23 protein-coding genes are annotated in these 24,888 nt (G+C 66.4%); 12 read left to right on the top strand and 11 right to left on the bottom strand.

The window, feature by feature from the left end; genetic code table 11:
• Nucleotides 1–144: 144 nt before the first annotated feature.
• Nucleotides 145–621: a redox protein gene (locus KQ297_RS04100; protein ID WP_185464422.1), complete on the bottom strand. Its 477-nt coding sequence runs from the start codon at nucleotides 619–621 to the stop codon at nucleotides 145–147.
• 230 nt (nucleotides 622–851) lie between these two features.
• Between KQ297_RS04100 and KQ297_RS04095 the strand changes: the two genes are divergently transcribed.
• Nucleotides 852–1,736, top strand: a complete 885-nt coding sequence (locus KQ297_RS04095; RefSeq protein WP_259738305.1) for a CsgG/HfaB family protein — start codon at nucleotides 852–854, stop codon at nucleotides 1,734–1,736.
• Nucleotides 1,737–1,747: 11 nt separating this feature from the next.
• Here the strand turns inward: KQ297_RS04095 and KQ297_RS04090 are convergent, their stop codons facing one another.
• The 3 genes from KQ297_RS04090 to KQ297_RS04080 form a co-directional block, all read right to left on the bottom strand.
• Nucleotides 1,748–1,930: a hypothetical protein gene (locus KQ297_RS04090; RefSeq protein ID WP_259738304.1), complete on the bottom strand. Its 183-nt coding sequence runs from the start codon at nucleotides 1,928–1,930 to the stop codon at nucleotides 1,748–1,750.
• Between the two features lie 62 nt (nucleotides 1,931–1,992).
• The gene (gene cobA / locus KQ297_RS04085) at nucleotides 1,993–2,808 is read right to left on the bottom strand and encodes a uroporphyrinogen-III C-methyltransferase (protein ID WP_259738303.1); all 816 of its coding nucleotides are present in this window, start codon (nucleotides 2,806–2,808) and stop codon (nucleotides 1,993–1,995) included.
• Entirely contained in the window at nucleotides 2,805–4,103 is a 1,299-nt protein-coding gene (locus KQ297_RS04080; protein ID WP_259738302.1) for a CbiX/SirB N-terminal domain-containing protein, read from the bottom strand. Before KQ297_RS04080 ends, cobA begins: the two co-directional genes overlap by 4 nt.
• 147 nt (nucleotides 4,104–4,250) lie before the next feature.
• Between KQ297_RS04080 and KQ297_RS04075 the strand changes: the two genes are divergently transcribed.
• Entirely contained in the window at nucleotides 4,251–4,676 is a 426-nt protein-coding gene (locus KQ297_RS04075; protein WP_259738301.1) for a hypothetical protein, read from the top strand.
• On the opposite strand, the gene KQ297_RS04070 is transcribed toward KQ297_RS04075, so the two are convergent.
• The 3 genes from KQ297_RS04070 to KQ297_RS04060 all read right to left on the bottom strand — a co-directional run bounded on the left by KQ297_RS04070 (nucleotide 4,600) and on the right by KQ297_RS04060 (nucleotide 6,645).
• The gene (locus tag KQ297_RS04070) at nucleotides 4,600–6,180 is read right to left on the bottom strand and encodes a ferredoxin--nitrite reductase (RefSeq protein WP_259738300.1); all 1,581 of its coding nucleotides are present in this window, start codon (nucleotides 6,178–6,180) and stop codon (nucleotides 4,600–4,602) included. The two genes, KQ297_RS04075 and KQ297_RS04070, sit on opposite strands and share 77 nt — an antisense overlap.
• Before the next feature lie 97 nt (nucleotides 6,181–6,277).
• Nucleotides 6,278–6,427 carry a hypothetical protein gene (locus tag KQ297_RS04065; protein ID WP_259738299.1) on the bottom strand — a complete coding sequence of 50 codons (150 nt, stop codon included), beginning with the start codon at nucleotides 6,425–6,427 and terminating at the stop codon, nucleotides 6,278–6,280.
• Between the two features lie 74 nt (nucleotides 6,428–6,501).
• Nucleotides 6,502–6,645, bottom strand: coding sequence for a hypothetical protein (locus tag KQ297_RS04060; protein WP_259738298.1), 144 nt, complete (start codon nucleotides 6,643–6,645; stop codon nucleotides 6,502–6,504).
• A 239-nt stretch (nucleotides 6,646–6,884) separates the two neighbouring features.
• Between KQ297_RS04060 and KQ297_RS04055 the strand changes: the two genes are divergently transcribed.
• Together KQ297_RS04055 and KQ297_RS04050 are read left to right on the top strand one after the other, a co-directional pair.
• Complete coding sequence (locus tag KQ297_RS04055) at nucleotides 6,885–7,982, top strand: anthranilate phosphoribosyltransferase family protein (RefSeq protein ID WP_259738297.1); 1,098 nt, start codon at nucleotides 6,885–6,887, stop codon at nucleotides 7,980–7,982.
• Nucleotides 7,972–8,442 (top strand): nitrate reductase associated protein, encoded by a 471-nt coding sequence (locus tag KQ297_RS04050; protein ID WP_259738296.1) that lies wholly within the window; start codon nucleotides 7,972–7,974, stop codon nucleotides 8,440–8,442. The genes KQ297_RS04055 and KQ297_RS04050 overlap by 11 nt, the downstream gene beginning before the upstream one ends.
• Here the strand turns inward: KQ297_RS04050 and KQ297_RS04045 are convergent.
• Nucleotides 8,403–10,607 carry a molybdopterin oxidoreductase family protein gene (locus KQ297_RS04045; protein ID WP_399251154.1) on the bottom strand — a complete coding sequence of 735 codons (2,205 nt, stop codon included), beginning with the start codon at nucleotides 10,605–10,607 and terminating at the stop codon, nucleotides 8,403–8,405. The genes KQ297_RS04050 and KQ297_RS04045 overlap by 40 nt on opposite strands.
• Before the next feature lie 43 nt (nucleotides 10,608–10,650).
• Nucleotides 10,651–12,207 (bottom strand): MFS transporter, encoded by a 1,557-nt coding sequence (locus KQ297_RS04040; RefSeq protein WP_259738294.1) that lies wholly within the window; start codon nucleotides 12,205–12,207, stop codon nucleotides 10,651–10,653.
• Between the two features lie 311 nt (nucleotides 12,208–12,518).
• Between KQ297_RS04040 and KQ297_RS04035 the strand changes: the two genes are divergently transcribed.
• Genes KQ297_RS04035 through KQ297_RS04020 form a run of 4 tightly spaced genes read left to right on the top strand, consistent with a single transcriptional unit; the run spans nucleotide 12,519 to nucleotide 15,311 of the window.
• Nucleotides 12,519–13,094: a phosphate-starvation-inducible PsiE family protein gene (locus tag KQ297_RS04035; RefSeq protein ID WP_399251152.1), complete on the top strand. Its 576-nt coding sequence runs from the start codon at nucleotides 12,519–12,521 to the stop codon at nucleotides 13,092–13,094.
• Nucleotides 13,091–13,771, top strand: a complete 681-nt coding sequence (locus KQ297_RS04030) for a molybdenum cofactor guanylyltransferase (RefSeq protein WP_259738293.1) — start codon at nucleotides 13,091–13,093, stop codon at nucleotides 13,769–13,771. The genes KQ297_RS04035 and KQ297_RS04030 overlap by 4 nt, the downstream gene beginning before the upstream one ends.
• Nucleotides 13,772–13,805: 34 nt before the next feature.
• Entirely contained in the window at nucleotides 13,806–14,882 is a 1,077-nt protein-coding gene (locus KQ297_RS04025) for a GTP 3',8-cyclase MoaA (RefSeq protein WP_259738292.1), read from the top strand.
• 48 nt (nucleotides 14,883–14,930) lie between these two features.
• Nucleotides 14,931–15,311, top strand: a complete 381-nt coding sequence (locus tag KQ297_RS04020) for a hypothetical protein (protein WP_259738291.1) — start codon at nucleotides 14,931–14,933, stop codon at nucleotides 15,309–15,311.
• Here KQ297_RS04020 and KQ297_RS04015 read toward each other — a convergent pair.
• Entirely contained in the window at nucleotides 15,294–15,935 is a 642-nt protein-coding gene (locus KQ297_RS04015; RefSeq protein WP_259738290.1) for a cysteine hydrolase family protein, read from the bottom strand. The two genes, KQ297_RS04020 and KQ297_RS04015, sit on opposite strands and share 18 nt — an antisense overlap.
• Between KQ297_RS04015 and KQ297_RS04010 the strand changes: the two genes are divergently transcribed.
• On the top strand, nucleotides 15,934–17,337 hold the full coding sequence (locus KQ297_RS04010) for a glutamine synthetase family protein (protein WP_259738289.1): 1,404 nt from the start codon (nucleotides 15,934–15,936) through the stop codon (nucleotides 17,335–17,337). The genes KQ297_RS04015 and KQ297_RS04010 overlap by 2 nt on opposite strands.
• A gap of 125 nt (nucleotides 17,338–17,462) precedes the next feature.
• Entirely contained in the window at nucleotides 17,463–18,824 is a 1,362-nt protein-coding gene (locus KQ297_RS04005) for an APC family permease (protein WP_259738288.1), read from the top strand.
• On the opposite strand, the gene KQ297_RS04000 is transcribed toward KQ297_RS04005, so the two are convergent.
• Complete coding sequence (locus KQ297_RS04000) at nucleotides 18,772–21,147, bottom strand: FdhF/YdeP family oxidoreductase (RefSeq protein ID WP_259738287.1); 2,376 nt, start codon at nucleotides 21,145–21,147, stop codon at nucleotides 18,772–18,774. The genes KQ297_RS04005 and KQ297_RS04000 overlap by 53 nt on opposite strands.
• A gap of 353 nt (nucleotides 21,148–21,500) precedes the next feature.
• Between KQ297_RS04000 and KQ297_RS03995 the strand changes: the two genes are divergently transcribed.
• Nucleotides 21,501–23,639, top strand: coding sequence for an HAD-IIB family hydrolase (locus KQ297_RS03995; RefSeq protein WP_259738286.1), 2,139 nt, complete (start codon nucleotides 21,501–21,503; stop codon nucleotides 23,637–23,639).
• 115 nt (nucleotides 23,640–23,754) lie between these two features.
• On the top strand, nucleotides 23,755–24,594 hold the full coding sequence (locus KQ297_RS03990) for an HAD-IIB family hydrolase (RefSeq protein ID WP_259738285.1): 840 nt from the start codon (nucleotides 23,755–23,757) through the stop codon (nucleotides 24,592–24,594).
• The last annotated feature ends 294 nt before the right edge of the window (nucleotides 24,595–24,888 follow it).

Genomic DNA, 24,888 nt, shown 5'->3' with positions numbered 1-24,888 from the left:
CGCCTTGAGGAAGCTGATCAGATCAAGATCGGTTGCGGCAGAGGCGGTTTCGGGCACAAGGAGGGGGCGATACCACCGACCAAACCCCATGCAGGCAGCTCAGGCCAGAGCACCTGTGACACACTTTGAATCAGCCCTGCCCTCCTACCAGCTCACCCCATGCAGCTTGGGCAGTGGTGCCGTCTGGCTGGTGACGGCGAACAGCCGGGGGATGTCGTTGCTGTTGTAGACGCGAAACTCGCGCACCAGCGAGGCTCCCTCCTCGCGCACGGCCTGGTTGAGCACCAGGGAGCCGTCGGGATCCGACACCGAGCGGTGGAAGGTGCCCGGAGGGATGCGCAGGATGTCGCCGCCCGTGTCGAGGCGGACGATGTGGAAGGGGTAGTTCCAGCCCAGGTTCACCAGAAAGAAGGTGCGCCCGCCGTGCATCGCCAGCAGGTTGTCCTCCTGGTGGGGGTGCAGATAGAACTGCCAGGCGCCCGTTTCGGGGTCGTCGGGGGGGCTCACCGCCGGACCGCTGTGCACCACCAGATCCCGGGCGTTGGAGGTGGGCACCGTGATGTCGAAGAAGCGCACCGCCGGGGTGTCCCGGAACTTCTCGTAGGGAATCAGTTCAAACATCGGGGCCGGCTTCGGCCCCTTGTGTTCGCTGTTGCGCAGCAGGGATGTGACCATGGCGGCAACCGCTGGCGCTGATGGCCAGTCGGCGAAAAGTGACTCCATTGAACAGAACGGTGGTGCCGTTCAACGTGCAGGACGCTACGGAACAGCTCCCTGGGGACAGAAGCCGATCCGGTCATGACGGGTCTGGCCACCGTTGGTTGAATGGAGGCTCCCTGGGATCCTTCGTCTTGGCTGATCGTCCGATCTCCCGGCCTGCCGCGCCTCTGGCCAGGCTGTCGTTCTGCTCCATGCCTTTGCTGCTGGCCGCTGGTCTCGGCCTGAGCGTGATGGCGTCTCCAGCCCTGGCGCAGAGCCGCGCCGGTGGTCGGCCCACCGTCTCGGTGCCCGACTTCAAGAACAACGTCACCCAGCAGACCTGGTGGTGGCAGGGGCCCGTGGCCACCGATCTGGCCGCCATGCTGGCCAATGAACTGCAGGCCACCGGTGACATTCAGGTGGTGGAGCGCAAGAACCTCAAGGCGGTGCTCTCGGAGCAGGAGCTGGCCGAGCTGGGCATCGTGCGCCAGAGCGCCAATGCCGCCCAGCGGGGCCAGATGACCGGGGCCCGCTACCTCGTGCTCGGCACCGTCAGCTCCTACGACTCCAACGTGGAGAGCAAGACCTCCGGCAGCAACTTCGGTTTGCTGGGTTTCGGCACCAACAAGCAGCAGGCTGAAACCAAGGATTACGTGGCGATCGACGTGCGCGTGGTCGACAGCACCACAGGCGAGGTGGTGGGTCAGCGGACGGTGGAAGGGCGGGCCACCAGCACCGCGGCTGCTCAGGAGAACGGGGTGAACCTGCTGCCTGCCGCAGGCCTGGCCCTGTTCTTGGCCCCCAACATGGGCCGCACTGGACAGGGCCTCACCGGAGCCGCAGGCACGCTGCGCTTCGGCTCCAACAGCTCGGAGGCCCAGCGCACCCCTGCCGCCAAGGCGCTCCGCGCTGCTTTGATCGATGCCTCCGACTACGTGAGCTGCCTCCTGGTGCCCAGGGGCAATTGCATGGCCAGTTTCGAAGCCCAGGAACAGCAACGCCGCCAGCGCACCCGTGGAGTGCTGCAGCTGGAGTGAGCCCGCTGGCCTCAGCGGGGCTTGATGTTCAGCAGCTTGGCGCCGTAATCGGCTGTGAAGGCCGCCTGCATCTGCCAGGCCCGCAACAGGGTCTGGGCCACCTGGCGCAGTTCCTCGATGTCGTCGCAGTTGGCGATCGCCCGGGAGCCCACAGCGGTGGAGAATTCGCGGGAGAGGGTGAGAGGGTCGTTCATGCTGGTTTTTACATTACGTTACAAACCAGAGGCGGCCGTCCGTGGGGCGGCTTGCCGAACCCTCAGAAGGGGATCGGCATCTCCACATCGGCCGGTGGGGGGGCGCAGGCCGGCACGCGCTCCAGCACCACGTGCCCGATCACCACGATCGAGGGGGAGCCGTAGCCCAGGGCTTCGGCCGCATCGGCCAGCTCCCCCAGGGTGCTCACCAGCTGGCGCTGACCGTTGACGGTGCCCTGCTGGATCACGGCGGCGGGCGTGGCGGCCGGAAGCTGGCCGGCGATCAGCTCGTCGCAGATCCGGCGCAGGTTGTGCAGACCCATGTAGATCACCAGCCCGTCGCTGCTGCGGGCCAGGCCCCGCCAGTCGACCCCGGGGCGGGCCTTGTCGATCTCCTCATGGCCCGTCACGAACGTGACGCTGGAGCCTGCCCGCCGGTGGGTGATCGGGATGCCGGCATAGGCTGGCGCGGCGATTCCGGCGGTGACCCCGGGAACCACCTGCACCGGCACGCCGCAGCTGGCCAGGTGGGCCGCTTCCTCGCCGCCCCGGCCGAACAGGAAGGGATCACCACCCTTGAGGCGCACGACCGTGCGGTGGCGTTGGGCGAGCTCCACGAGCACGGCGTTGGTGCTCGGCTGGGGCACGGAATGGTGGCCCCGGCGCTTGCCCACGAAGTGGCGCTCACAGCCTGCTGGCGTCAGATCCAGCAGGGCTGCGGGCACCAGTGAGTCGAACACGAGGGCATCGCAGCGCTGCAGCAGCCGGTGGGCCTTGAGGGTGATCAGCTCCGGATCGCCCGGGCCGGCTCCCACGAGGTACACGGTGCCCAGCCGCTCCTGATCGGGCTGGCTGGGAGCGGCCTTGCCGTCGCTCATGGCAGGGCCCCGAGCAGATCGAGCAGCAGGGCCTGGAAGCGCGGACGTTGCAGCAGCGGTGTCCCCAGGGGGCCGGGCAGGCTTTCGGTGAGCCGGTTGGTGGCCAGGGCCAGGGGCAGGGCTGCGCCACGGATCTCCAGAATCGGCTCCTCGAAATCAGTCGCAGTGTATGGAGCGGCTCGGCAGGTTGCTGAGCAGATTCGGCCCAGGTGCGCCAGATAGCGCTCTGCCACCCCCGGCTGGAGTGGGTGATGCAGCAACAGCGGCGGCGTCGCGCGGCCGTTGAGGGCCACCAGATCCGCGAGCTCGGCCGCGATGGCCCGCTGCCAGCCGGGCCAGGCCCCCAGGAAGGGCAGCCGCCGCAGGGGGCCGCAGCGACGCCAGGCGGCGGCGATCGCCGGGATGTCCTGTCGCACGTGGGTGCCTGGCAGCAGCAGCAGGGGCACCAGGGTGAGGGTGCGCGAAGATCTCACCCCGCCTAAGGCAGCGGGATCGGGCGCTGTCGTATGGCCACTCAGGGTCTGCAGGCGCACGGGCGAGCGACGGCGGCGCTCCAGCTCGAGGGCCAGGGCCTGCAGTTCCTCGGGAATCACCCCACCGGCGCGGCCATGGACCACCAGCAGCAGCGGAAGGCGTGGCAGCGCCGCCATCCGGCGCCTGGCGCGGGCCTCAACCGCAGGATCCAGGGGGCGGCCGAGCACCGTCTCCAGGGCTGGGCGCGCCCTCGGCAGGCGGGCGAGCAAATCCACCGCCTGGGAAGCCAGCGGGCCGTCGAGGTCGGTGCTCAGCTCGATCAGCAGCTGCTGGAGAGCCGCTTCGGGCCAGACGCTCAGCCCCACAGCCAGGGCTTCGAGGGCGGCGCGGCGCAACGGTGCCGGGGCGGCCTGCCGCGCCAGCTGCTCGAGCCGGGGATAGTCCTGGCTGTCGCGCTGGTGCCCGAGCAGGGGAAGCAGGGCCGCGCTCGGCCGTGTGGCGATGGCCGCGCGCAACAGGGCGGCGCAGGCGGGGTCGCGGCGCCGACCGATCAGATCCAGCAGCTCCAGCCGCAGCGCCGCCACGGCGGGGTCGTTGCTCTCGCCCTGGCTGAGCCACCACTGCAGCAGGCGCGCTGACTGTTCCCCATCCAGCTTCTCCACCAGCACCGCGATCAGGTCGGTGGCCGGCGGAATCGAGCCCCGCTCAAGGCCCTCGAGCCAGGGGGTCATCTCCGCGGCTTCGGATCGCTTGAAGCGCCGCAGCCAGGGCCAGCGCTCGCTGCTCCCCTCGGGAGGCAGCTCCCACGGCTGGGCTTTCACTGGGGTCGTCCCCGGGCCATCACGGGCCCCCCTGGCGGCGCGCTGGATCGCAAAGTGTCTCCATGGATACGTTTTGTGGGGTGGGGCGGCTTCGGGGGCTGGCTCCCTTTAGCAAGGAATGGAGTACGCCGTCAGAATCAGGTCGCCATGGAACGCCCCCCCGCAGGACTCTCAACCGATCGAGGCGCCTGCGGCCGCCCCGGGACCAGAGCCAGGGGGGCGGTGCCCACCAGTTTCGCCGAGCGGAAGCAGCAGCAGCTGGTGTTCACCCTGGTGGGTCAGTTGGCCGAGGCCCAGTTCGCCCGCGCCGACCGGGAGCTCTCCCGACGGCTCTGGCAGGAAGTGGCCGCGCTCGACATCGATCCCGAGCGCATCACCTCCCTGCTCTATGGCGGTCAGGCCTGCGACGACCGCCGGGCCCTTCAGACCCTTGACGAGGCCTGGCTTCAGAGAGTCGCTGACGCCCAGCCCCGTCGTGGCTTCCGCTGGGGCTGGGTCAGCCCGATGCCACGCGCCGGCGGGCGCCGTAGTGCTCCACCAGCAGTTCCTCCATCACGTCGGGCAGCTGGCTGAGGGGCACGACTTTGTCGTGCAGGGTCGCCAGTTTCGGGTCGGCGTCCATGCTGCCGCCCAGAAAGATCTTGGCGGCCTCCACCATCTGGCCATCCACCCGGGTCTTGGCGCCCATCAGGCCGATCTGGCCCATGTAGGGCTGGCCGCAGGCATTGGGGCAGCCGGTCCAGTGGCTGCGCACCCCATGGGGTAACTCCAGGCGCCGCTCCAGTTCCTCGACCACCGCCTGGGCCGTGCTCTTGGTGGGAATCAGGGCAAAGCTGCAGTACCGGTTGCCGGTGCAGCTCACCGCTTCGGCCTGCAGAGGCCCTGGGCTCACCTGGAAGCGCTCCAGCAGGGGCTCCTGCAGCAGCGCATCCAGCCTGCCTTCGGGCACATCGGCGATCAGGGCGTTCTGGCTTTCGCTCAGCCTCAGCTCGCCGCTGCCGAACTCCCGGGCCAGTCGGGCCAGCTCCAGCATGCTGGCTGCATCCAGGCGGCCCATCGGCACGTGCAGACCGACCCAGTGCAGGCCCTCCTGCTTCTGGGCGTGGACACCGCAGATGTCGCGCGGGGCCCGACAGACCAGGTGGGCACCGTCGTGGGCTGGCGTGGCGGCGGCGTCCTCCATACCCACGAAGTCCGCGAAGCTCTCCAGCACCTGAGATCGGTAGTTCTCCAGGCCGAGGGCGTCGATCATGTACATCAACCGGGCCTTGTTGCGGCTCTCGCGGCTGCCTTCCCGTTCGTAGTGCCGCAGCACCGCCAGGCTGAACGCAGGCAGCTGCTCGCCCCGCAGCCAGAGCCCCAGGGGGATGGCCAGCTCGTTGCGCTGGGCGGAGAAGAAGCCGCCCACCATCACCGTGAAGCCCAGCTCCCCGTTGTGATGAGCTGGCAAAAAGGCCAGATCGTTGTGCAGCAGGAAGCTGTCGGGCGCTCCACCCACCGCCACGTTGAACTTGCGGGGGAGGTTCCGGGGGCCGCCGGGGCCCAGCAGGGTCGCCTGGATGGCGCTCACCAGGTGGCGGGTGTCGATGAATTCCTCAGGATCCAGCCCGGCCAGAGGATTGCCGGTGACATTCCGGGGGTTGTCGTGGCCCGACTGGCGGGTGGTGAGTCCCACCGTCTCCAGGGCGCTCAACAGGGGGGCCATGTCCTCCAGCAGCAATCCCCGCAGCTGGATGTTCTGGCGCGTGGTGATGTCGGCACTGCCGTGCTCGCCGCAGCGATCGACCGCATCCGCCAGCACCTCCAGCTGATCGGCGCTGATCACCCCGTTGGGCATGCGCAGACGCAACATGAAGCGCCCCGGCGTGACGGGTCTGAAGAAAATGCCCAGCCACTTGAGATGGATCGTGAGGGTGGCCTCATCCAGGGATTCCCATCCCTCCCTGCCGAGCTCCTCCAGCCGTGGGGCCAGATCCAGACCGCAGACCTCGGCCTTGGCCTGCTCGAGTTTGGTGAGTTTCCGCTCAGATGGAGCCTGCCCCTCGGCCGTTGGCGCATCAGGGCTGTCAGCGGCCATGGGAACTCAGACGAGGAGAACGTTGGATTCATCCTCAGCTGTTGAGGGCGGAAGGCCTGTGGCCGTGGCTACGGCGGCTGCAGGTCTGCTCAGGTCTTCAGCGCTCGCCCAGGGTCTGCCAGAGGGTGGACGGATGGGCCACGACAGGCGCCACCCCGGAGTCGCTCGATGACCCGCGGGATGTCGAGACCACCAGCTGAACCGCGAGGGAGCCGAGCACGAACATGCCCAGGAAAGCCGTTGCCACGCGCAGGGGGCGATCCTGTGAACGGGTCAGAGAAGACGGTGCCGCCATGGCAGGAAATGGACCGGTGGACCCATTCAGTATGGGAATGCCGGCTCCTTGAGGTCTCCTGACGACGGCCACCATTCGGCGGCATGAACTGAGCTCGAGAGCCGCTGCTCGACCGTGATCAGGCCATGGGCCATGCCCAGCAGCAGTCCCAGGCAGGCAGCGAAACGCATGGCTCTGACTGAACCGACTGGGGCAACCTCCCCGATCGCGAGGGGGTTGCGATGCAGCGGTTGGTACGGAAGTTCGAGGCCAGGGACCCGCCCCAGCCCAACCAACAAAATTTTGTATCAGTTGATACTTCTTTGTGCCAGGGATGCGGCATCTGCGCTCCTGGCTCCATCCCTGGCCACAGAGGGCGGTGCCACAATCGAGCCCAGACCTTCCTCAATCGGTGCTTCTGATGCCGCCCATGGCCACGCCATCGACGACATCTGATCTCCAGCACGATCCAGCCACCGCGATCAAGCTGCCGGCCCGCGAGCGGTTCAAGCAGCTGCTGCGCCGGATCGGAAGTGGGGAGCACACCAGTTCAGGGCTCACTCGGGCGGAAGCCCAGGAGGCCCTGGAGCTGATGCTCACCGCTCAGGCCAGTCCAGCCCAGATCGGCGCCTTCCTGATCGCTCACCGCATCCGCAGGCCTGAGCCCCAGGAGCTTGCCGGCATGCTCGACCTCTACCACCGGCTGGGCCCGAACCTCAGCACCGATCGGCGCGCCATCTGCTTCGGCATCCCCTTCGACGGCCGCAGCCGCACGGCCCCCGTGTATCCCCTCACCGCCCTGGTGCTGGCCGCAGCAGGGATTCCAGTGGTGCTGCAGGGCGCAGGGCGGATGCCGGTCAAGTACGGGGTTACAACCATGGAGCTCTTCAGGGGCCTTGGCCTGAATCTGCTGGGTCTGGATCTGGGATCCGTGCAGCTGGGGCTTGATCAGCACGGGCTGGCTCTCCTTCACCAGCCTGAGCATTTCCCGCTGGCGGAAGCGCTCAACCAGTACCGGGAAGAGCTGGGCAAACGCCCCCCCGTGGCCAGCCTTGAGCTGCTCTGGACTGCCCACCGGGGGGATCACCTGATGGTGAGTGGTTTTGTGCACCCCCCCACCGAAGCCCGAGCCTGGAAGTCTCTGCAGCTCTGCGGTGAGACGGATCTGATCACCGTCAAGGGCCTGGAGGGAAGCACGGATCTTCCCAACAGCCGGGCCTGCATCACCGCCAGGGTGCGCCATGGAGAGATGGAGCGATTGATCCTTCACCCCCGCGACCATGGCTGCTACGAATCCGACGCCCCCTGGATCGATCTCGAGAGCTGGGCCCCGCAGGCGCGGGCGGCCCTGGGCGGCGCCGGGCCTCTGCGGGCACCGTTGCTCTGGAACGCCGGTGCCTATCTCTGGCTGGCGGGCCGGGCTCCTGATCTTCAGGAGGGCCTCCAATTGGCGCGGGAGCTTCTGAGCAAAGGCTCGGTTCTGGCGAAGCTCGATGAGCTGATCGCCTGGAGACGCCATGCCTCCTGAGCCCACCAGCCAGGCCAGCCGCTGCTTCGCGTTTGAGCGTGACCTGATCGGGAACTGGCGCTGCATCCCCCTCTGCCTGCGGCGGAAGCTCGACCTGGCCGGCATCAAACTGCGCCTCAGCCACTGGCTCACCCTTGATCAGGCCCAGCGTCAGGAGCTGGTGCTCTGGCCCGACGGGCCCGACGACCTGCGCGCCATGGCCGTCCATATCCGTGCGCTCACCCGCCCGATGGCAGAGGGAGAGGCCAGGGATCTGCCGCCGGTGTTCGCCGAGCCCTGGCAGGGGGCAGCCGCCCCTCCCGAGCCCGTGCTGCAGGCGGCCGCCGCCCTGGGGAAGCCTCTCAGCCTGGCTGAATGGCATGGCCTGGGCGAGTTGGAGCGGTTTGCGCTCTGCAAGCTGGCCCGCCCGGGCCACGACCATCACAACCTGCCGGCGGCCTTGCTGGAAGTGCTCGACTGAGGGGCGGGGACCACGCGCACAGCCGTGGCCTTGAGTTCCGGCTGGCCAGAAACCTGGCAGGCCTGCTCGTGCATCAGCGCATTGGCCTCGCAGGCCCCCTCCTGCATGAAGCCCCAGTGCATCGGCAGAAAGACGGTTCCCGGCCGGATGCGATCGGTGATCAGCACCTTGGTGACCAGGCTGGCCCGGCGTGAGCTCACAGCCGCGATCCCGTTCTTCTCGAGGCCAAGGTCAAGGGCGTCATCGGGATGGATTTCCAGCAGGGGTTCGGGGTGCATGGACATCAGCCGAGGCACCTTCGCCGTGCGCGTCATGGTGTGCCACTGGCCGAGGTAGCGGCCAACGGTGAGCACCAGGGGGAACGTGTCGCAGGGGGGCTCAGCCAGGCCCAGGGGATGTTCGGCGATGAAGCGGGCCCGGCCGGAGGGGGTGGGGAAGACCCAGTTCTCGTAAAGGCGCTTGGCCTCGGCTGTCGGGGTGCTGCCGGCGGGGTAAGGCCACTGCTGTGGCCCCTCGGCCTGGAGCAGTTGATGGCTCAGCCCCGAGAGGTCACAGAGTCGCCCCGCGGTGAGTGCGGCCAGCTCGTCGTAGACCTGATCGGCCGACTCGAAGCTGAACTGGCTCTTGAATCCGAGGCGCCGGCCCACGGCGGCGAACACCTGCCAGTCGGGTCTGGCCTGTCCGGGGGGGCGCCGGAACTCCGGGCAGAGGGTGACCCGGCGCTCTGAGTTGGTCATGGTGCCGCGCTTCTCGCTCCATTGGGCCGCCGGCAGCAGCAGGTGGGCGTACTCGGCCGTCTCGGTGCCGGCGTAGGCCTCGCTGAGCACGACCAGAGGGCAGCGCTCGACGGCGGCCTTGACGCGCCCCAGGTTGGGCATGCTCACCAGGGGGTTGGTGGCGGCCACCCACCAGAGGTCGAGATCGCCCCGCTCCATGGCTTCCACCTGCTGCCAGGCGCTCAGTCCGGGCCGAGGGGAAATGGATCCCATCGGGAAACCCCAGGCTTGCTCCACCTCCTGCCGGTGCGTCTGATCCGTGACCACCCGATAGCCCGGCAGCAGATGGGCCAGGCCGCCGGCCTCGCGGCCCCCCATGGCGTTGGGTTGCCCCGTGAGCGAAAAGGGCCCCGCCCCCGGGCGTCCGATCTGGCCGGTGAGCAGATGGAGGTTGACGATGCCCGACACCGTGGCCGTTCCCTCCACGCTTTGATTCACCCCCATCGACCAGAGGCTGAGCACGGAATGGGCTGAGCCCCAGAGGCTGGCCAACCCACGAAGGTCGGCTTCCTCGATGCCGCAGATCCCCGCGACCCTGGCCGGGGTCCAGGCCTGGACGATGGTGGCGAAGGCCTCGAAGCCCTCGGTGGCCTCATCGATGAAGTCGTGGTCGACCCTGGTCCGGCGCAGGAGCAGGTGGGCGATGCCGTGCAGCAGGACCAGATCGGTTCCCGGCCGGATGGCCAGACGTCGATCAGCCGCGTCGGAGGTGGCCGTGGATCGGGGATCCACCACCACGATCTTCAGCTTCCGGGGTTGACGCTTCTTGCGCTTGAGCAACCGCTGAAACAACACCGGGTGACAGTCCGCGGTGTTGGTGCCGATCAGAACGGCCAGATCACAGTGGTCGATGTCGTCGTAGCAGCAGGGGGGGCCATCCGATCCCAGGCTGCGGGTGTAACCGGCCACAGCTGAACTCATGCACAGCCGGGAGTTGGCATCGAAATTGTTGGAGCCAATGGCTCCCTTCATCAATTTCTGAGCAACGTAATAATCTTCCGTGTGAAACTGACCGGAGCCATAGATTGCGATGGCGTCAGGGCCTTTGGCCTTCAAGGTCTGCTGGATCCGGCCGGCAATCAGATCCAGGGCCTCATCCCAGCTGATCGGGGTGAAGGGATCCTGGAGTGATCGCCGGTGGAGAGGGACCTCAAGGCGGGAGGCATCGAGGGTCTCCCCGACCGTTGCCCCTTTGATGCACACCTGCCCGTGACTGGAGGGATGGAGGCGATCCCCACGTACCCCCCAGATCGGCAGGCCCTCCTCATTCCTCCGGGTGAGTTGCTTCTTGGCTGCCGGGGGCAGCATCTCCAGACCACACCCCACACCGCAGTAGGGGCATTGGGAGCGCACGGTGGCAGGGTCTTGCTGTGTCAAGAAAGGGACCACCAGCCCGGCAGAAACGGAAGGGAAGGACCTGATCCAGCTGGACTCAGACCGCTTCTTTGAGCATCATCTCTCCTTCGTGCTGCTCATCGAAGGATCCCTTCGGCTCCTTGAGGAAGAAGTAGCACATCAGGCCGACGACGAGACCGGCGATGCCCAGCACCTGGAAGAAGGCACTGTTGGAGGCGGCGACGATGGCCGGGGTTGGCTCTCCTGCCTCCCCTCCCATCCAGATGGGGAGCAGGCTGTAAATGGTGAGATAAGCCACAGCTCCAACATTTCCGTAGGCCCCCACCATCCCGGCGATCTGCCCGGTCACCCGTCGCTTCACAAGGGGCACGATGGCGAAGGTGGATCCCTCCCCAGCCTGCACGAAGAACGAACAACCCATGGTCAGGATCAGCGCGAGCAGGATTCCTGCCGTACCAATGAAGGTGCCGGGCTTGATCATGCTCATCACCAGGTAGCCGATGCCAAGTCCGACGGTGAGGAATCCCATCGTCCTGCGCCTCGATCCAAGCCGGTCCGAGATCAGCCCGCCGGCCGGCCTGGCGACGAGATTCACGAAGGCAAAAGCGGAAGCCAGGATCCCTGCTGTGGCCTTGGGGAGCAGAAACGTCGTTTCGAAGAAGGTGGGAAGCATCGAGACCACAGCCAGCTCGGATCCGAAGTTGACGATGTAGGTGAGCTCAAGAATGGCCACCTGCTTGAATTCGTAGCGGTCGTCCTTGGGATAGGTGCGACCTCCGAAGACAAGATCCTTGTTGGTGCGTACGATCCCGAGGGTCTGAACAACAAAGAAGGCCAGAATGAGCAGCAGGGCGATGGTGTAGCCGGTATCATTCAGGAACTGGACTTTTTGCAGGCGCCAGGCCAGCACGCAGAGAATGGCCGCGAAAGGCACGTTCATGCCGATCAGACCCCAGAAGTCTTTGATGGAAGTGACTTCCAGCCCAGCTGTCTTGGCTGGCTTTTGGTAAACTTTGCCAGGGGGTGTGTCGGTGACATTGAAAAAATAAACAACCCCATACACAGCGGAAATAATGCCTGTGAGCGCTATGGCGCCCCGCCAGTTGAGAACAACGTCACCGATCTGAGCGCCCCCGGAGAAAGACAGCCAGCCAGCAATGATCACCATGGTCAGTGCGGAGAAGGCTGAGCCGAAATTCCCCCATCCGCCATAGATTCCTTCAGCCAGGCCGATTTCCTTGGGAGGGAACCATTCGGCCACCATGCGGATCCCGATCACAAATCCAGCTCCCACAATCGACAGCATCAGCCGTGCGATCACCAGCTGGCTGAAGTCCTGGGCGCTCGCAAACAGCAGGCAGGGGATGGCCGAGAAGACCAGGAGGGTGGAGTAGGTGGCTCTGGGCCCGAATTTGTCCAGCAGCATGCCGATCAGGATGCGCGCGGGGACGGTCAGGGCAACATTGCAGATGGCAAGGGTGCGGATCTGGGACAGGGAGAGCCCCATGTCGGCCTTGACGGTCGTGGCCAGTGGCGCAAGGTTGAACCAGACGACAAAGGTGAGAAAAAAGGCAAACCAGGTGAGATGAAGCGTCTTGTAACGCCCCTGGAGAGACCAGAGTTCACTGAGCATGAATCAATGTGTATCGAATCCTGGCCTCAGGAAAAAGCGCTCAGGGTTTATCTCCGGCGCCGAATGCTAACCGTTGGGCTATTTAAGGTTGTGTCGGCGATTCTTTCGTGTGTATCTGGCTACGGAATGACAACTTCGCTGGATCATCCGTTGGACGGTTGTGACCTGATGGGCTCGGCCTGTCCTCCTCTGCCGACCGGCCCTGTGCCCATGGCTTCCATCAGTGAGCCTCATCAAACGTGGATTGATCCATAAGAAAAAGCCGCGTAGGGTTCGCCCACTGACCTTTCCGGCCGACGAGCCTGCTCCCCTTGACCACAGCCATCCCCGACGCCCTTGAGCCGAACTCCGCCGATCGGCCGCTCGCCCCGCCCCCGAGACAGGTTCGCTGGTATCAGCAGTTCCGCCGCGTTCAGATCGTTCAATCCCTCGAGGCGATTCAGGACCTGATTGCCGTCTCCCTCTGCGTGGGCCTGTTCTGCGTGATGGTGCTGCAGATGCGCATCCTGTTCTCCACGCTGCTCTCAGCGCCCCAGTTTCACGCGATCACTGCCGATATCCTCTTCATCCTGATTCTGGTGGAGCTGTTTCGCCTGCTGATCATCTATCTGCAGGAGCAGCGGGTCTCCATCGGTGTGTCGGTGGAGATCGCGATTGTTTCGGTGTTGCGTGAGGTGATCGTGAACGGGGTGCTGGAGACCGACTGGCATCAGATCCTCGCGGTCTGCCTGTTCCTGGCCACCATGGCCCTGCTGATGGTGGTGCGGGTCTGGCTGCCTCCCACGTTCTCCGGAGTCGATCCGGAGGCGAAGGTGTCGGCGCGGATGAAGGCTGGGCATCCCTCGCGATCAGGGGCGGATCGCCTGCTTGGCGCACCGTGCCCATGAATGGATCAGCCGGCGGCCCGTCGCGCCGTGACCACCGATCGCAGCCGGCCATGCTGCGGGCCTGCCTGCTCAGTGGCGGTGACAGCCGGCGCATGGGCACCGACAAGGCCATGTTGTCCCACCCCAGCGGCGGCACCTGGCTGGAGCAGGCCCTGACCCTGCTGGCCGGCCTCGGGGTGCCGCTGACCCTGGTGAGCCGCCACCGCGCCCACGGCAGCCTGGCCTGCCAGCTCAGCGCCCGGCTCGAGTTGGAGATCGAGGTGCTGCTCGAGCCGCCCCCCCGGGAGGGGCCCCTGCTGGCGCTCACCAGGCTGATGGCTTTGCACCCCGGCCAGCGGCTGCTCCTGGCCCCGGTGGACATGCCCCGCCTGCAGCCCGAGGGCCTGCGGGCGCTGGTGGCCGCAGCCGAGGCCGGCTTCGATCCCGACACCATCCATCTGGCCCACGACGGCCACCGGCTGCAGCCTCTGCTGGGCCTCTATCCCGCCACGCCCTCCAACCGGGCGGCGGCCGAGGCCTTCACCGGTCGTGGCGGGCGCAGCCTGCTGCGCTGGCTCGAGCAGACCCGCCGCGTCAGTGCCGTGAAGCTTGACCCCGATCAGCTGCTCAATGCCAACACCCCGGGGGATTGCGTGCCAGGGCTGAGCGACGGTTTCAGTGGGTCTGCGCCAGGCTGAGCCGCCAGCCTCCGGCCGCCCGGGTCGCGCAGACGTGGCCGCTCCGACCCCTCCCCTCGATCAACTGGGCCGTCCCCCGGGGGTGCTGCGCCTGTCCCTCACCGCCCGCTGCAACCTCGCCTGCCCCTATTGCTGCCCCGACAGCCACGACCCCCCGGAGCTGCTCACCCTGCCCGAGAGGGTCGAGCTGGTGGCCGCGGCGGCTGAGCTGGGCTTCAGCCGGCTGCGGCTCACCGGTGGCGAGCCCCTGCTGAACAAGGGGCTGGAGGCACTGGTGGCGGCGCTGCAACCCCTGCGCGGGGTGAGGGAACGCTCGTGCTCACCAGGGCTGAGCGAGATCGCCCTCACCACCAACGGGGTGCTGCTCAGCGCCGAGCGGGCCCGGGCGCTCAGGCGGGCGGGCCTGGATCGGATCACCGTCAGCCTCGATGGCACCGATGGCGCCAGCGTGGGGCGGATGGCGGGCCTGGCGGGTGGGGTGCCGGCGGGAGAGGCCGTGCTCGAGAAGGTGCTGGCCGCCCTCGACCATGCCCGCAGGGCGGGTTTCGATCCCGCCACAGGGGGGCTCAAGCTCAATGCCGTGATCGCCCGCGGTCAGAATGAGGATCAGTTGCTCCCCCTCGCTGCGCTGGCCCGTCAGCGGGGGATCGAGCTGCGCTTGATCGAGTTCATGGACGTGGGCAACCGCAATGGCTGGCAGCCGGATCAGGTGCTGCCAGCCGCCGAGATGGTCCGGCGGATCGGCATCCACTGGCCTCTGGAGCCCCTCGGGCGCCAGGCCCATGGCACCGCCAGTCGCTGGCGCTACCGCGACGGCGTGGCCCACCTGGCCGTGGTGGCCTCGATCTCCGCCCCCTTCTGTGGCGACTGCGACCGGCTGCGCATCACCGCCGACGGCGTGGCCTACACCTGCCTGTTCGCCTCCAGCGGAGTGGATCTCAAGCCATGGCTGCGTCCGTCTTCGTCTGCGGCCGACAGCCTGAGCGGAGCCTTGCGGGGCCTCTGGAGCCAGCGCCACGACCGTTACAGCGAGGAGCGCAAGTTGGAGCAACCTTCAGGGAATGTCACGACGCCACGTTCCCTTGCTGAGATGGCCTATCTGGGGGGGTGATGATCGGGCTGACGCGAATGCGCTCAGCCGTCAATCATTTCCATCGTCATGCGCCAGACGTTCAAGGTTGCCCTTGCCCTCGCGGCGATCAGCGCTCCGTTGGCCGCCTTTGCTCTGCCCTTCAAGCCTGATCCCACCTCCTTTGCCATCTACCTCGGCAAGAAAGCGATGGAGGATGGCTCCAAGGTCAGCTTCTCCAACCTGAGCGGCTGTGCTCCCGGCACCATGGGCGGGCAGGAGAGCTACAGCTGCCAGACGGGCGACGCCCTGCTCACAAGCCCGAGCGGAGCGCAGCGCTCCTGCAAGGCGGTGGTTCGTGATGGCCGCCCTGGAATCACCTGGACGGCGCAGCAATCAGGAGGGGGCTCCTGGCAGGGCAACCTGGCGTGCCCGCCGCTGCCCGAAACCTCCTCAGGAATGGGGGAGTGAGGCCCCACCGCTGAACGCAGCCACAGTGAGCTGCCGGCAGTAGCCACTGAAGCAACGCAGCGCTGCCCGGTGGCGTTCGGCCGATTCCGCCATGCAGGCATCGATCAGGCAGGTCACGGTGTAACCGCGATCAGCCGCATCCTTGACGGTGTGATCGATGCATTGATCGGTGAGCAGGCCCGCCACCACCAGCTCGGTGATGCCCATGTTGCGCAGCAGGTAGTCGAGGCTGGTGGAGTTGAAGGGGGAGGAGGAACTCTTGGGCAGCACCAGCTCATCGGGCCCGGGGGTGAGGGGCTCGATCACCCTTGACTCCCAGCTGCCCGGAGCAAACCCCAGGCCGGAGCGCTTGTAGTCGAGGCTGCGATCGCGCCCGTCGGCGGTGAGGTTGGCGATCACGGTGTGAATCACCTCCAGTCCGCCCTGGCGTGCGTGTGCCAGCGCCTGCTGCAGCCGTGGCAGGACGGCCCCCTGGAAGTGGGCTTCAAAGCCGGGCGGCCGGGGCAGGGATGGTGCGTTGCTGCCTGCGGGGCCGGCCGGTCCGCAGGTGCCGTTCTGGACATCGACCAGGAGCAGGGCCGCGGCAGCCAAGGGCAGGGGTGGAGTGGCCGTGGCCTCCACCATGGCCTCTGCCGCCGAATCAGGCAATGATCTCGAGGCCTGTGGCTGCCCTGCTGTGCCTGACGTTCCCAGCGCCACTGCTCTGACCGCCAAGCTGCTGGAGCGCGGTCTGCGCCGCGTGGCGGTCACCTTCGTGAACCACGCCGGGTCCGTGCTGGCGAAGGGGGTGCCGCTGGAGCGGTTGCCGCTGGTGGCGAGCCAGGGGCTGGGCTTCTCACCGGTGTCCGATGCCTTCGGGGCCACGGGCCTGATCGATCCGCAGCAATCCCTGGCCAGGCCCGATGGCGACCTGCGCCTGAAGCCTGATCTCGCGGCCCTGCGCCCGCTTGATCCTGGCAACGGCTGGGCCTGGGCCCCCGGAATCCGCCACGAGCGCGATGGCGCCATCTACGCCCTGGATCAACGGGGCTTCTGTGCCCGGCAGGAGGCGGCTCTCGCCGCCACCGGGCTGAGCGCCCTGGCCGGCTTCGAGATCGAGTGGATGGTGGGGCAGCCTGAACCAGCTGGGGGCTGGATTCCAGCAGTGGCGGGCGGACCCTACGGCGCCGATCGTCTGGTGGAGGGGCTGGATTACCTCAGCGCCGTGGCTGAGGCCCTGGATGCCGCCGAGCTGCCCTGGCTTCAGCTGCACCCGGAATACGGCGCCGGCCAGTTCGAGCTGTCGCTGGCGGCGGCGCAGCCGCTGGAGGCTGCCGATCGCCTGGTGGCCGCGCGCCTGGTGATTCAGCAGGTGAGCCGCCGCTTCGGCTGGATCTGCAGCTTTGCTCCTGTGGTGACGGCCGATCTGGTGGGCAACGGCGGCCACCTGCATCTGAGCGTGGTGGAGCGGGGCGTGCCGCTGCTGGCCGGTGGGGCGGGCCCGGCCGGGCTGACGCCAAGGGGGGAAGCACTGCTGGCGGGCCTGCTGGAGCAGCTGCCGGCCCTGATGCCCCTGGCCTGCGCCCTGGCCGTGTCGTACCGGCGGCTGGCCCCGTGCCGCTGGGCGGCGCCGTTTCAGGTCTGGGGGGTGGAGAACCGGGAGGCAGCGCTGCGCCTGGTGCCTGCCGCTGGCGGAGAACCGGGTCACCTGGAGATCAAGGTGGCCGATCTCAGCGCCAACCCCTATCTGCTGGTGGGCGGCGTACTGGCCGTGCTCCTGGATGCTCTGCAGCGCCCCCGGGTCCTGCCGCCCCCGCTGAGCGGGGATCCCTCGGCCGCGCCTGCCGCCGAGGCGCCGAGGCTTCCCAGGACCCTCACCGAGGCGGTGCGGGCGTTCGAGACCAGCCCTGTGCTGCGGGACGCCATGGGGGAGGCCCTTCAGCGCACCGTGGTGGAGGCCCGCCTCTCGGAAGTGCGCCGCAGCGAACCTCTGGCTGACGACGCCTTGATCATCTCCACCCGCGCCTGGCCCCTCACAGGGATCTGAAAACGAATTGGGTCTCCGGCCCGCCGCGCGATCACGACCGGCGCCGGCTCTGCACGCCCTGACGCCCAGCAGACTCGCCGCTGGTGGGAGTCTGCTCGGCTCCCGCGGCAATCGCACGGTGCTTGATGTCCACACCTGAGAAATCGGGCTCCCTGCTGCAGATCCTGGGAGTCAGTTTCGGGATCGCCGGGGCAGTGGGGGGCACGATCGGCGCCGGCATCCTGCGCACTCCGGGCCTGGTGGCCGAGCAGCTCGGCAGTGCTCCCCTGATCGTGGCCGCCTGGGTGGCGGGGGCGCTCTATGCCCTGCTCGGGGCCTTCGCCGTGGCTGAACTGAGCACCAGCCTGCCCCGGGCTGGTGGTTGGACGGTCTACGCCCGACGGGCCCTGGGGGATCAGGCCGGCTTTTCGGTGGGCTGGATCGACTGGGTGGGCCACTGCGCCGGTCTGGCCTGGGTGGCGGTGACCATCGGCGACTACACGATCGGCCTGTTGCCGGCCCTTCCCGTGGGCAGCAAGGTGGTGGCCCTGCTGGTGCTGCTGGCCTTTGCGCTGATCCAGCGGCTCGGCCTGGAGGCCGGAAGCCTCAGCCAGAAGATCCTCAGCCTGGGCAAGGCTCTGGCCTTCCTCGGCCTGATCACGGCCTGTTTTCTGCATGCCCCGGTCAGGGAGCTGGCGGGGGTGGCCGAACCGTTGCTGGAGGCTGCCGACCCCGGGGGTCCGGCGGCGGGGGGCGGGATCAGCCTCGGCATCGGCACGGTGTTCGCCATGCAGGCCGTGATCACCACCTACGACGGCTGGCACAGCCCGATCTACTTCGCTGAGGAATTCGCCCAGCCCAGCCAGGATCTGCCCCGCTCGCTGGTGGGGGGTGTACTCAGTGTGGCGGGGCTCTACCTGCTCGTGAATCTGGCACTGCTTCGGCTGCTGCCGGTCTCGCGGATCGCAGGGTCGGTGCTGCCCCTGGCCGATGCCGCCGAGGTGATCTTCGGGGCCTGGAGTGCTCAGCTGATCGTGGTGCTGGCGCTGATCTCCTCGTTCGGTCTGGTCAATGCCGTGGTGATGGGTGCACCGCGCATCCTCTATGGCCTCAGCCGGGATGGCTTGTTCCTGCCCCAGTTCGCCGCGGTCAGCACCAGCGGGACCCCCGTGCTCGGGCTGGCGCTGACGACCGCCACCGCCGGGTTGCTGGTGAGCTTCGGCGATTTCACGGTCCTGCTGGGCATCGCCTCCTTCCTTTATGTGCTGCTGTATCTGAGCGGCATCACGGCATTGCTGCTGCTGCGCTGGCGAGAGCCCGAGCTGGAGCGGCCCTTCCGGGATCCGGGCTATCCGCTCAGCGCGGTGATCGTCTGGCTGGGTTCGCTGGCGTTCCTGATCGCCGCGATCCGCAACGACACCGCCAACAGCATTTGGGCCCTGGGACTGATCCTGCTCAGCCTGCCCCTGCACCAGCTGACGCGGCGCCTGGCGCCGCCACCGGCCTGATCCCGCCGCGCACCAACACCGGCACCCGTTTGAACCCTGGAGTGCCACTGCGGGGATCCGCCGGGGCGCGGATGATCGCATTCACCTCCGGATAGAACATCAGTGCGGCGCCCTCGCGGATCTCACCGGGGATGATCTCGATGCCCTCCAGTTGGCCGGCCTCCCCCTGCACCGTCACCCGCTGGTGGGCGGCCAGGCCGGATCGGGCCAGATCGGCGCGGTTCATCAGGATCGTCTGGCGGTGCGGCATGCCCCGGTAGGCATCGCCGGCCTCGTACACCACCGTGTTGTGCTGGCCGTAGCTGCGGGCGGTGATCAGCGCCAGCACCAGGCCGGATTCCCCCGGCGCCAGGCCACCGAAGTGGGCCGGCTCGGGGAGCTGCAGCGCCGGCAGGGGTGTGGGCTCCATCCGTGCTCTCCCTGAGGGCGTGGGGAAGCTGGGCTGCTCGAACACCCGCCCTCCCACGCTGAATTCGCGCCTGGTGGCATCGATCTCCGCGATCGGGCCGTAGCCGGGCACGGTGCGGGCGATCAGCTGGCGCACATAGACGGGGTCCTGCAGGCGCCCCCAGTCGATCGGATCGCTGCCCATCAGCCGCCGGGCCAGCTCGGCCAGGAAGCCCACCTCGCTGATCAGATCGGCCTGCTTGAGGTGGGTGGTGCCGGGCTCGTTGAGGCGCACGAAGTTGTTGCCCGATTCGGTGGTGGTGCGGTGGGGGGTCTCGAAGCGGTTGAACACCGGCAGCACCAGGGTCTGGCGGGCACCGAGGCCATGGAAGTGGCCCTGGTTGGGCTTGGTGGCCAGATACATCACCGTGTCGATGCGCCCCAGGGCGCGGCGGGCCTGCTCGGAATCGGGGTTGGCCCCCCAGAGGTTGCCCCCCAGGCAGAGCAGGGTGTCCACATCTCCGGCTTCCGCCGCTTCGATCAGGGCGCGGGTGTCGTAGCCGGGCACCCGGCTGAGCGGGCGCCCCAGCAGGGCTTCGAGGGCCTGCTGCATTGCGGCGCGCAGCTTCACCGTCACGCCCATCGAGCCGAAGCCCTGCACGTTGGAGTGGCCGCGGATCGGCATCGTGCCGGCTCCGGGCCGGCCCACGTTGCCGCTGAGCAGGGCGGTGTTGGCGATGGCATGGACGTTGGCGGTGCCGTTAGCGTGGTGGGTGATCCCCATTGCCCAGGCGAACACCACACCGCTGGAGCGGGCGATCACGGCGGCGGCGTGCTCCAGTTCCTCGCGGCTGAGGCCGCAGCAGGCGCAGATCGCCTCCCAGGAGGTGGCTTGCAGCGGCTCCACCACCGCCTGCCAGTTCTCGGTGTGGGATTTGAGGAAGTCCCACTGGATCGAGCCGGCCTCCAGCAACGCCTTCTGGAGGCCCAGAAACACGGCGGTGTCGCTGCCCGGCACCGGCTGCAGGAACAGCGAGGCGATCTCCGAGCCCCGCAGCATCGACTTGATGGGAAAGGCGGGCGAGCCGAACTTGAGCAGGCCCACCTCCAGCACCGGGTTGATCACGATCACGCTGCCGCCGCGCTCGCGCAGGCGGATCAGCTCGTTCATCAGCCGCGGGTGGTTGGCCGGGGCGTTGGAGCCCACCAGCACCACGCACTCCGCCTGTTGCAGGCTCTCCAGGCTCACCATCGATGTGCCGGAGCCGAAAACCTCGCTCAGCCCCACGGTGGAGGGGGCATGGCAGAGGTCGGAGCAGTCGGCCAGGTTGTTGGAGCCCCAGGCTCTCAGCAGCAGTTGGAGCAGGTAGGCGGCCTCGTTGGAGGAGCGGCCGGAGCTGTAGGAGGCCACCCGCTGCGGCGGGCGGCGGAAGGCGGCCTCCGCCAGCGCGAACACGTCGTCCCAGCCGAGGCGCTCGTAGTGGCTGCGGCCCTGCCGCAGGATCAGGGGATGGCTGAGGCGGCCGAGGCGATCGGCCTCCTGGGAGCTGAGGCGTTGCAGCTCGCCAATGCTGCGGCCCGAGAAGACCGACTCCGGCACCGCCGGCTGCAGCTCGGCGCTGATCGCCTCCACGCTCTTGAGGCAGCGCTGCAGGGGTTCTCCCAGCTCGTCGCGGAAGCCGCCGTTCTGGCCGCCGGTGCCCCAGGCGCAGGAGAGGCAGGCGCTCTTGTGCAGCAGGGTCTGCCAGAGCAGGGGACCTTTGGGGGAGAGGGTGGCCTTGGCCCAGCCGTCGATCACTGGCCAGCCGCCGCCCAGCTTCGGAGCTCCTGGATCAGGAGCACTGCTGGACCTGCGCGATTCAGCCTTCACGATCTTCGCGGCGGGGTCCACCTCTTCAGGATGGCGCGCCCCGCCCCAGGCACCGATACGACCCATCACAACGATCACCAACGATGACCACCGGGTTGCGCAGCTTCCGGGCTGGGGTGGGCACAGCTGCGTGTGCACTCCTGCTGGTTTCCTGCTTCACAATGAACGTTCCGGTGTTGCGATAAACGCTTGACGGAATGCCAGGAAATGTGTATTCTTAGTTGATAAATTAATTAAGAAAAAGTTGCCTTATTGCGCTTCTCCACAGGCTTTTGTGCCAACGCTTTTTCCGTTTGCTTGATCTTCTCGGTTTTGGCTTTCGCATCAGTGTTCAGGGCGATTGCCAGCGACGGCGATCCCCGCCCAGTCGCTTCTGGCCGGTTGCCAGGCTTTCTTGAATCACTTTCCCCCAGGCGATCATGGTTGATATGGCCCGCTCCGGTGGTCTCTATATCCTGCTCATCAGTATCCATGGCCTGATCCGAGGCCATGACCTGGAGCTGGGTCGTGACGCCGATACGGGCGGCCAGACGAAATACGTGGTTGAACTGGCCAAAGCCCTGGCCAGGCAGGAAGGCGTTGAGCGTGTGGATCTGGTCACCCGACTGGTTGTGGATGATCACGTCAGCCCCGACTATGCAGTTCCCATTGAGAAGTTGGCAGAGAATCTTCAGATTGTACGAGTCAAGGCAGGTCCGAATGAATACTTGCCCAAGGAGCAGCTCTGGCCCCACATGGACAGCTTTGCTGATCACCTCTCCACCTGGTTGGCGGAACAGCCCAGGCTGCCCGATGTTGTTCACACCCACTATGCCGATGCTGGCTATGTAGGAGTCCGCCTTTCAAATCTCACCGGCCTGCCGTTGATTCACACCGGTCACTCCCTCGGTCGCGACAAATACCGACGCCTGCTTGCCGTGGGCATGGACATCGAGCAGATCGAGAAGCGCTATCACATGCAGGCGCGGATCAGCGCTGAGGAAGATACCCTGAGCTGTGCTGAGCTGGTGATCACCAGCACGCGGAATGAGATCGAGAGTCAATATGAGCTTTACGACTACTACACACCAGAGAAGATGGCGGTGATCCCTCCGGGCACCGACCTCGAGCAGTTCCACCCCCCCACGAACAGTCAGACTTCAGACGCACCAGAATTTCTGGACAGGCTCAATCCGTTTCTGCGGGATCCAGCCAAGCCGATGATCCTGGCCCTGTCACGGCCGGATCAACGCAAGAACATCGTGTCGCTTCTGGAGGCCTATGGCCAGAACAAGCGTCTGCAGGACCTGGCCAATCTGGTGATCGTCGCTGGAAACCGGGATGACATTCGCGAGCTGAATGAAGGGGCCCAGTCGGTGTTGACGGAACTGCTCTGGGTAATCGATTTCCATGACCTATATGGCCGAGTGGCCCTCCCCAAGCACCACAGCGGCGAGGAGGTGCCCGAGATCTATCGCCTGGCCGCAGCCTCGAGGGGCGTGTTCGTCAATCCTGCTCTCACCGAGCCGTTCGGCCTCACCCTCCTGGAAGCGGCGGCCAGTGGTCTGCCCCTGGTGGCCACCGAGAATGGTGGCCCGGTCGACATCATCGGCAATTGCCGCAATGGCTTGCTCGTGGATCCCCTCAGCCGGGAGGCCATTGCCGACGCCATCCTCTCCATCCTGGAGAAGCCCCGCAGCTGGAGCGAACTCTCCGGCAACGGGCTGCGCAACATCGCCCGCTTCTATTCCTGGGAAGCCCATGCCCAGGCCTATCTGGCCATGCTGCAGCCGGTGGTATCCAAGCGGAAACCGCTGGCCCAGTCCCCATCCACCCATCAATTCAGCAGTTACAGGAATCGAGCCCTGTTCACGGCCATCGACAACACCTTGCTGGGCGATGCCGAAGCCCTGGAGCAGTTTGCCAAGGTGGTACGCACCCATCGCCGCCAGTTCCTGTTCGGGATCGCCACAGGCCGCCGCCTTGATTCCGTGTTGACCATCCTGAAGCGTAACAATATTCCGACTCCGGATGTGTTGATTACCAGCCTTGGAACAGAAATCTATTATACCTCTGAGCTGTTCGCTGATATTGCCTGGAGCCATCACATCGATCACTCCTGGACACCGCAGGTGTTGCGCCGAGTGCTCGAACCGGTGCCAGGGTTGTCCCCCCAGCCCAAGAACGAGCAGAGCCGATTCAAGGTCTCGTACTACTACGATTCCGAGCACGCGCCTCCCCTCGACGACATCCATGCCTTGTTGCGTCAGAAGGAACTGTCGGTGAATGCCACACTCTCCTTCGGGCAATACCTGGATATCGTCCCGGCCCGGGCCTCCAAGGGCCAGGCTTTGCGTTACGTCTCCAGTCAGTACAACATTCCGCTCGAGCGCACCCTGGTCACGGGCGGCTCCGGAGGGGATGCCGACATGCTGAGAGGCAACACCCTGGGGGTGGTGGTCTCCAACAGGCATCAGGAAGAACTTTCCAACCTCAGTGAGAATGAACAGGTTTACTTCGCCAATGGAGCCCATGCCTGGGGAATTCTTGAGGCCATCAGGCACTACGGCTTTTTCTGATCACAACCTCCCCCACATCACAACGGATCAGAACACGATCTGTTGAATCTGAATGGCTGTGGTCACCCACGGCTGGATCACCACAACCCGATCAATCCATGCCACGGCCTCAGCCATGACGCGTCTCCTTCTCTGCACGGACCTGGATCGCACCTTGCTGCCCAATGGGGAGCCCCAGGAGTCACCAGGGGCCCGGGATCGCTTTGCGGCGGCGGTGGCCCGCCCTGAGGTGACCCTGGCCTATGTCTCCGGTCGTCATCTGGCTCTGGTGGAGCAGGCGATTGATCAGTACGGCATCCCCAGGCCTGATTGGGTGATCAGCGATGTCGGCAGCCGGATGCACCAGCTGAAGTCCCCGGGGACATGGGTCCGTTCCCTGGCCTGGGACGAGGAGATCGCCAGGGACTGGCCTGGGCTGAGCCGTGGACAGATCGCTGAGGTCTTCTCCTCCCTTGAAGGCCTGACCCTGCAGGAGGAGGACCGCCAGAGCCGCTACAAACTCAGTTACTTCCTGCCCCTGGGCTTCGATCTGGACACCCTCCGGCAGAGGCTGGAAGCCCGGCTGCAGGAGCTGCAGGCTCGCTCCAGCTGGATCTACAGTGTGGATGAGCAAACCCAGGTTGGCCTACTCGATATCCTGCCCGAGCGTGCCACCAAGTTGCATGCGGTGGAGTTCCTGATGCAGGAGCTGGGTTTTGGGCCCACCAGCACCGTCTTCGCCGGAGACAGCGGCAATGATCTACCGATTCTGGTCAGCTCTGTTCCCTCCGTTCTTGTGGCCAATGCTCACCCCGACGTCCTGCGTCAGGCCAGCGAGGGCTCCAGGCAAGGGGGCACAGGCCAGGCTTTGTATCTCGCGAAGGGTGGCTTCCTGGGTATGAACGGTAATTACAGCGCCGGGATTCTTGAGGGTCTTGTTCATTTTCATCCTGCCACAAAAGACTGGATCACGTAAGCCCGCCGTATCCCAGCTTCCTCACCATCCCTGCTTCAGGCCGGCGCTTCTCAGAGCTGTGACCATAGCCCCTTCCATCCTTCGTTGACTTCCTGATGTACGAGCAGATTTCCCACTCCCTGTTGAACTCGATTCTGGATGAACTGAAGCCAGAAATCAAGCGACAGAATCTTCGCTATTTCTACACACGGCTAGGTGCAAACTTTTATGCCATCCATTCGCTCTTCTCCACCCTTTATGGAAATCGCGACGACTTCCAGGCTCAGATGGTCCGCCTCGTGGAGACGATGGCTG

The sequence above is a fragment of the Synechococcus sp. CS-205 genome (assembly GCF_025128255.1).
Classification (GTDB): domain Bacteria; phylum Cyanobacteriota; class Cyanobacteriia; order PCC-6307; family Cyanobiaceae; genus Regnicoccus_A.
The sequence above is the reverse complement of the archived record's forward strand: the minus strand, read 5'-3'. Positions and strand labels throughout refer to the sequence as shown.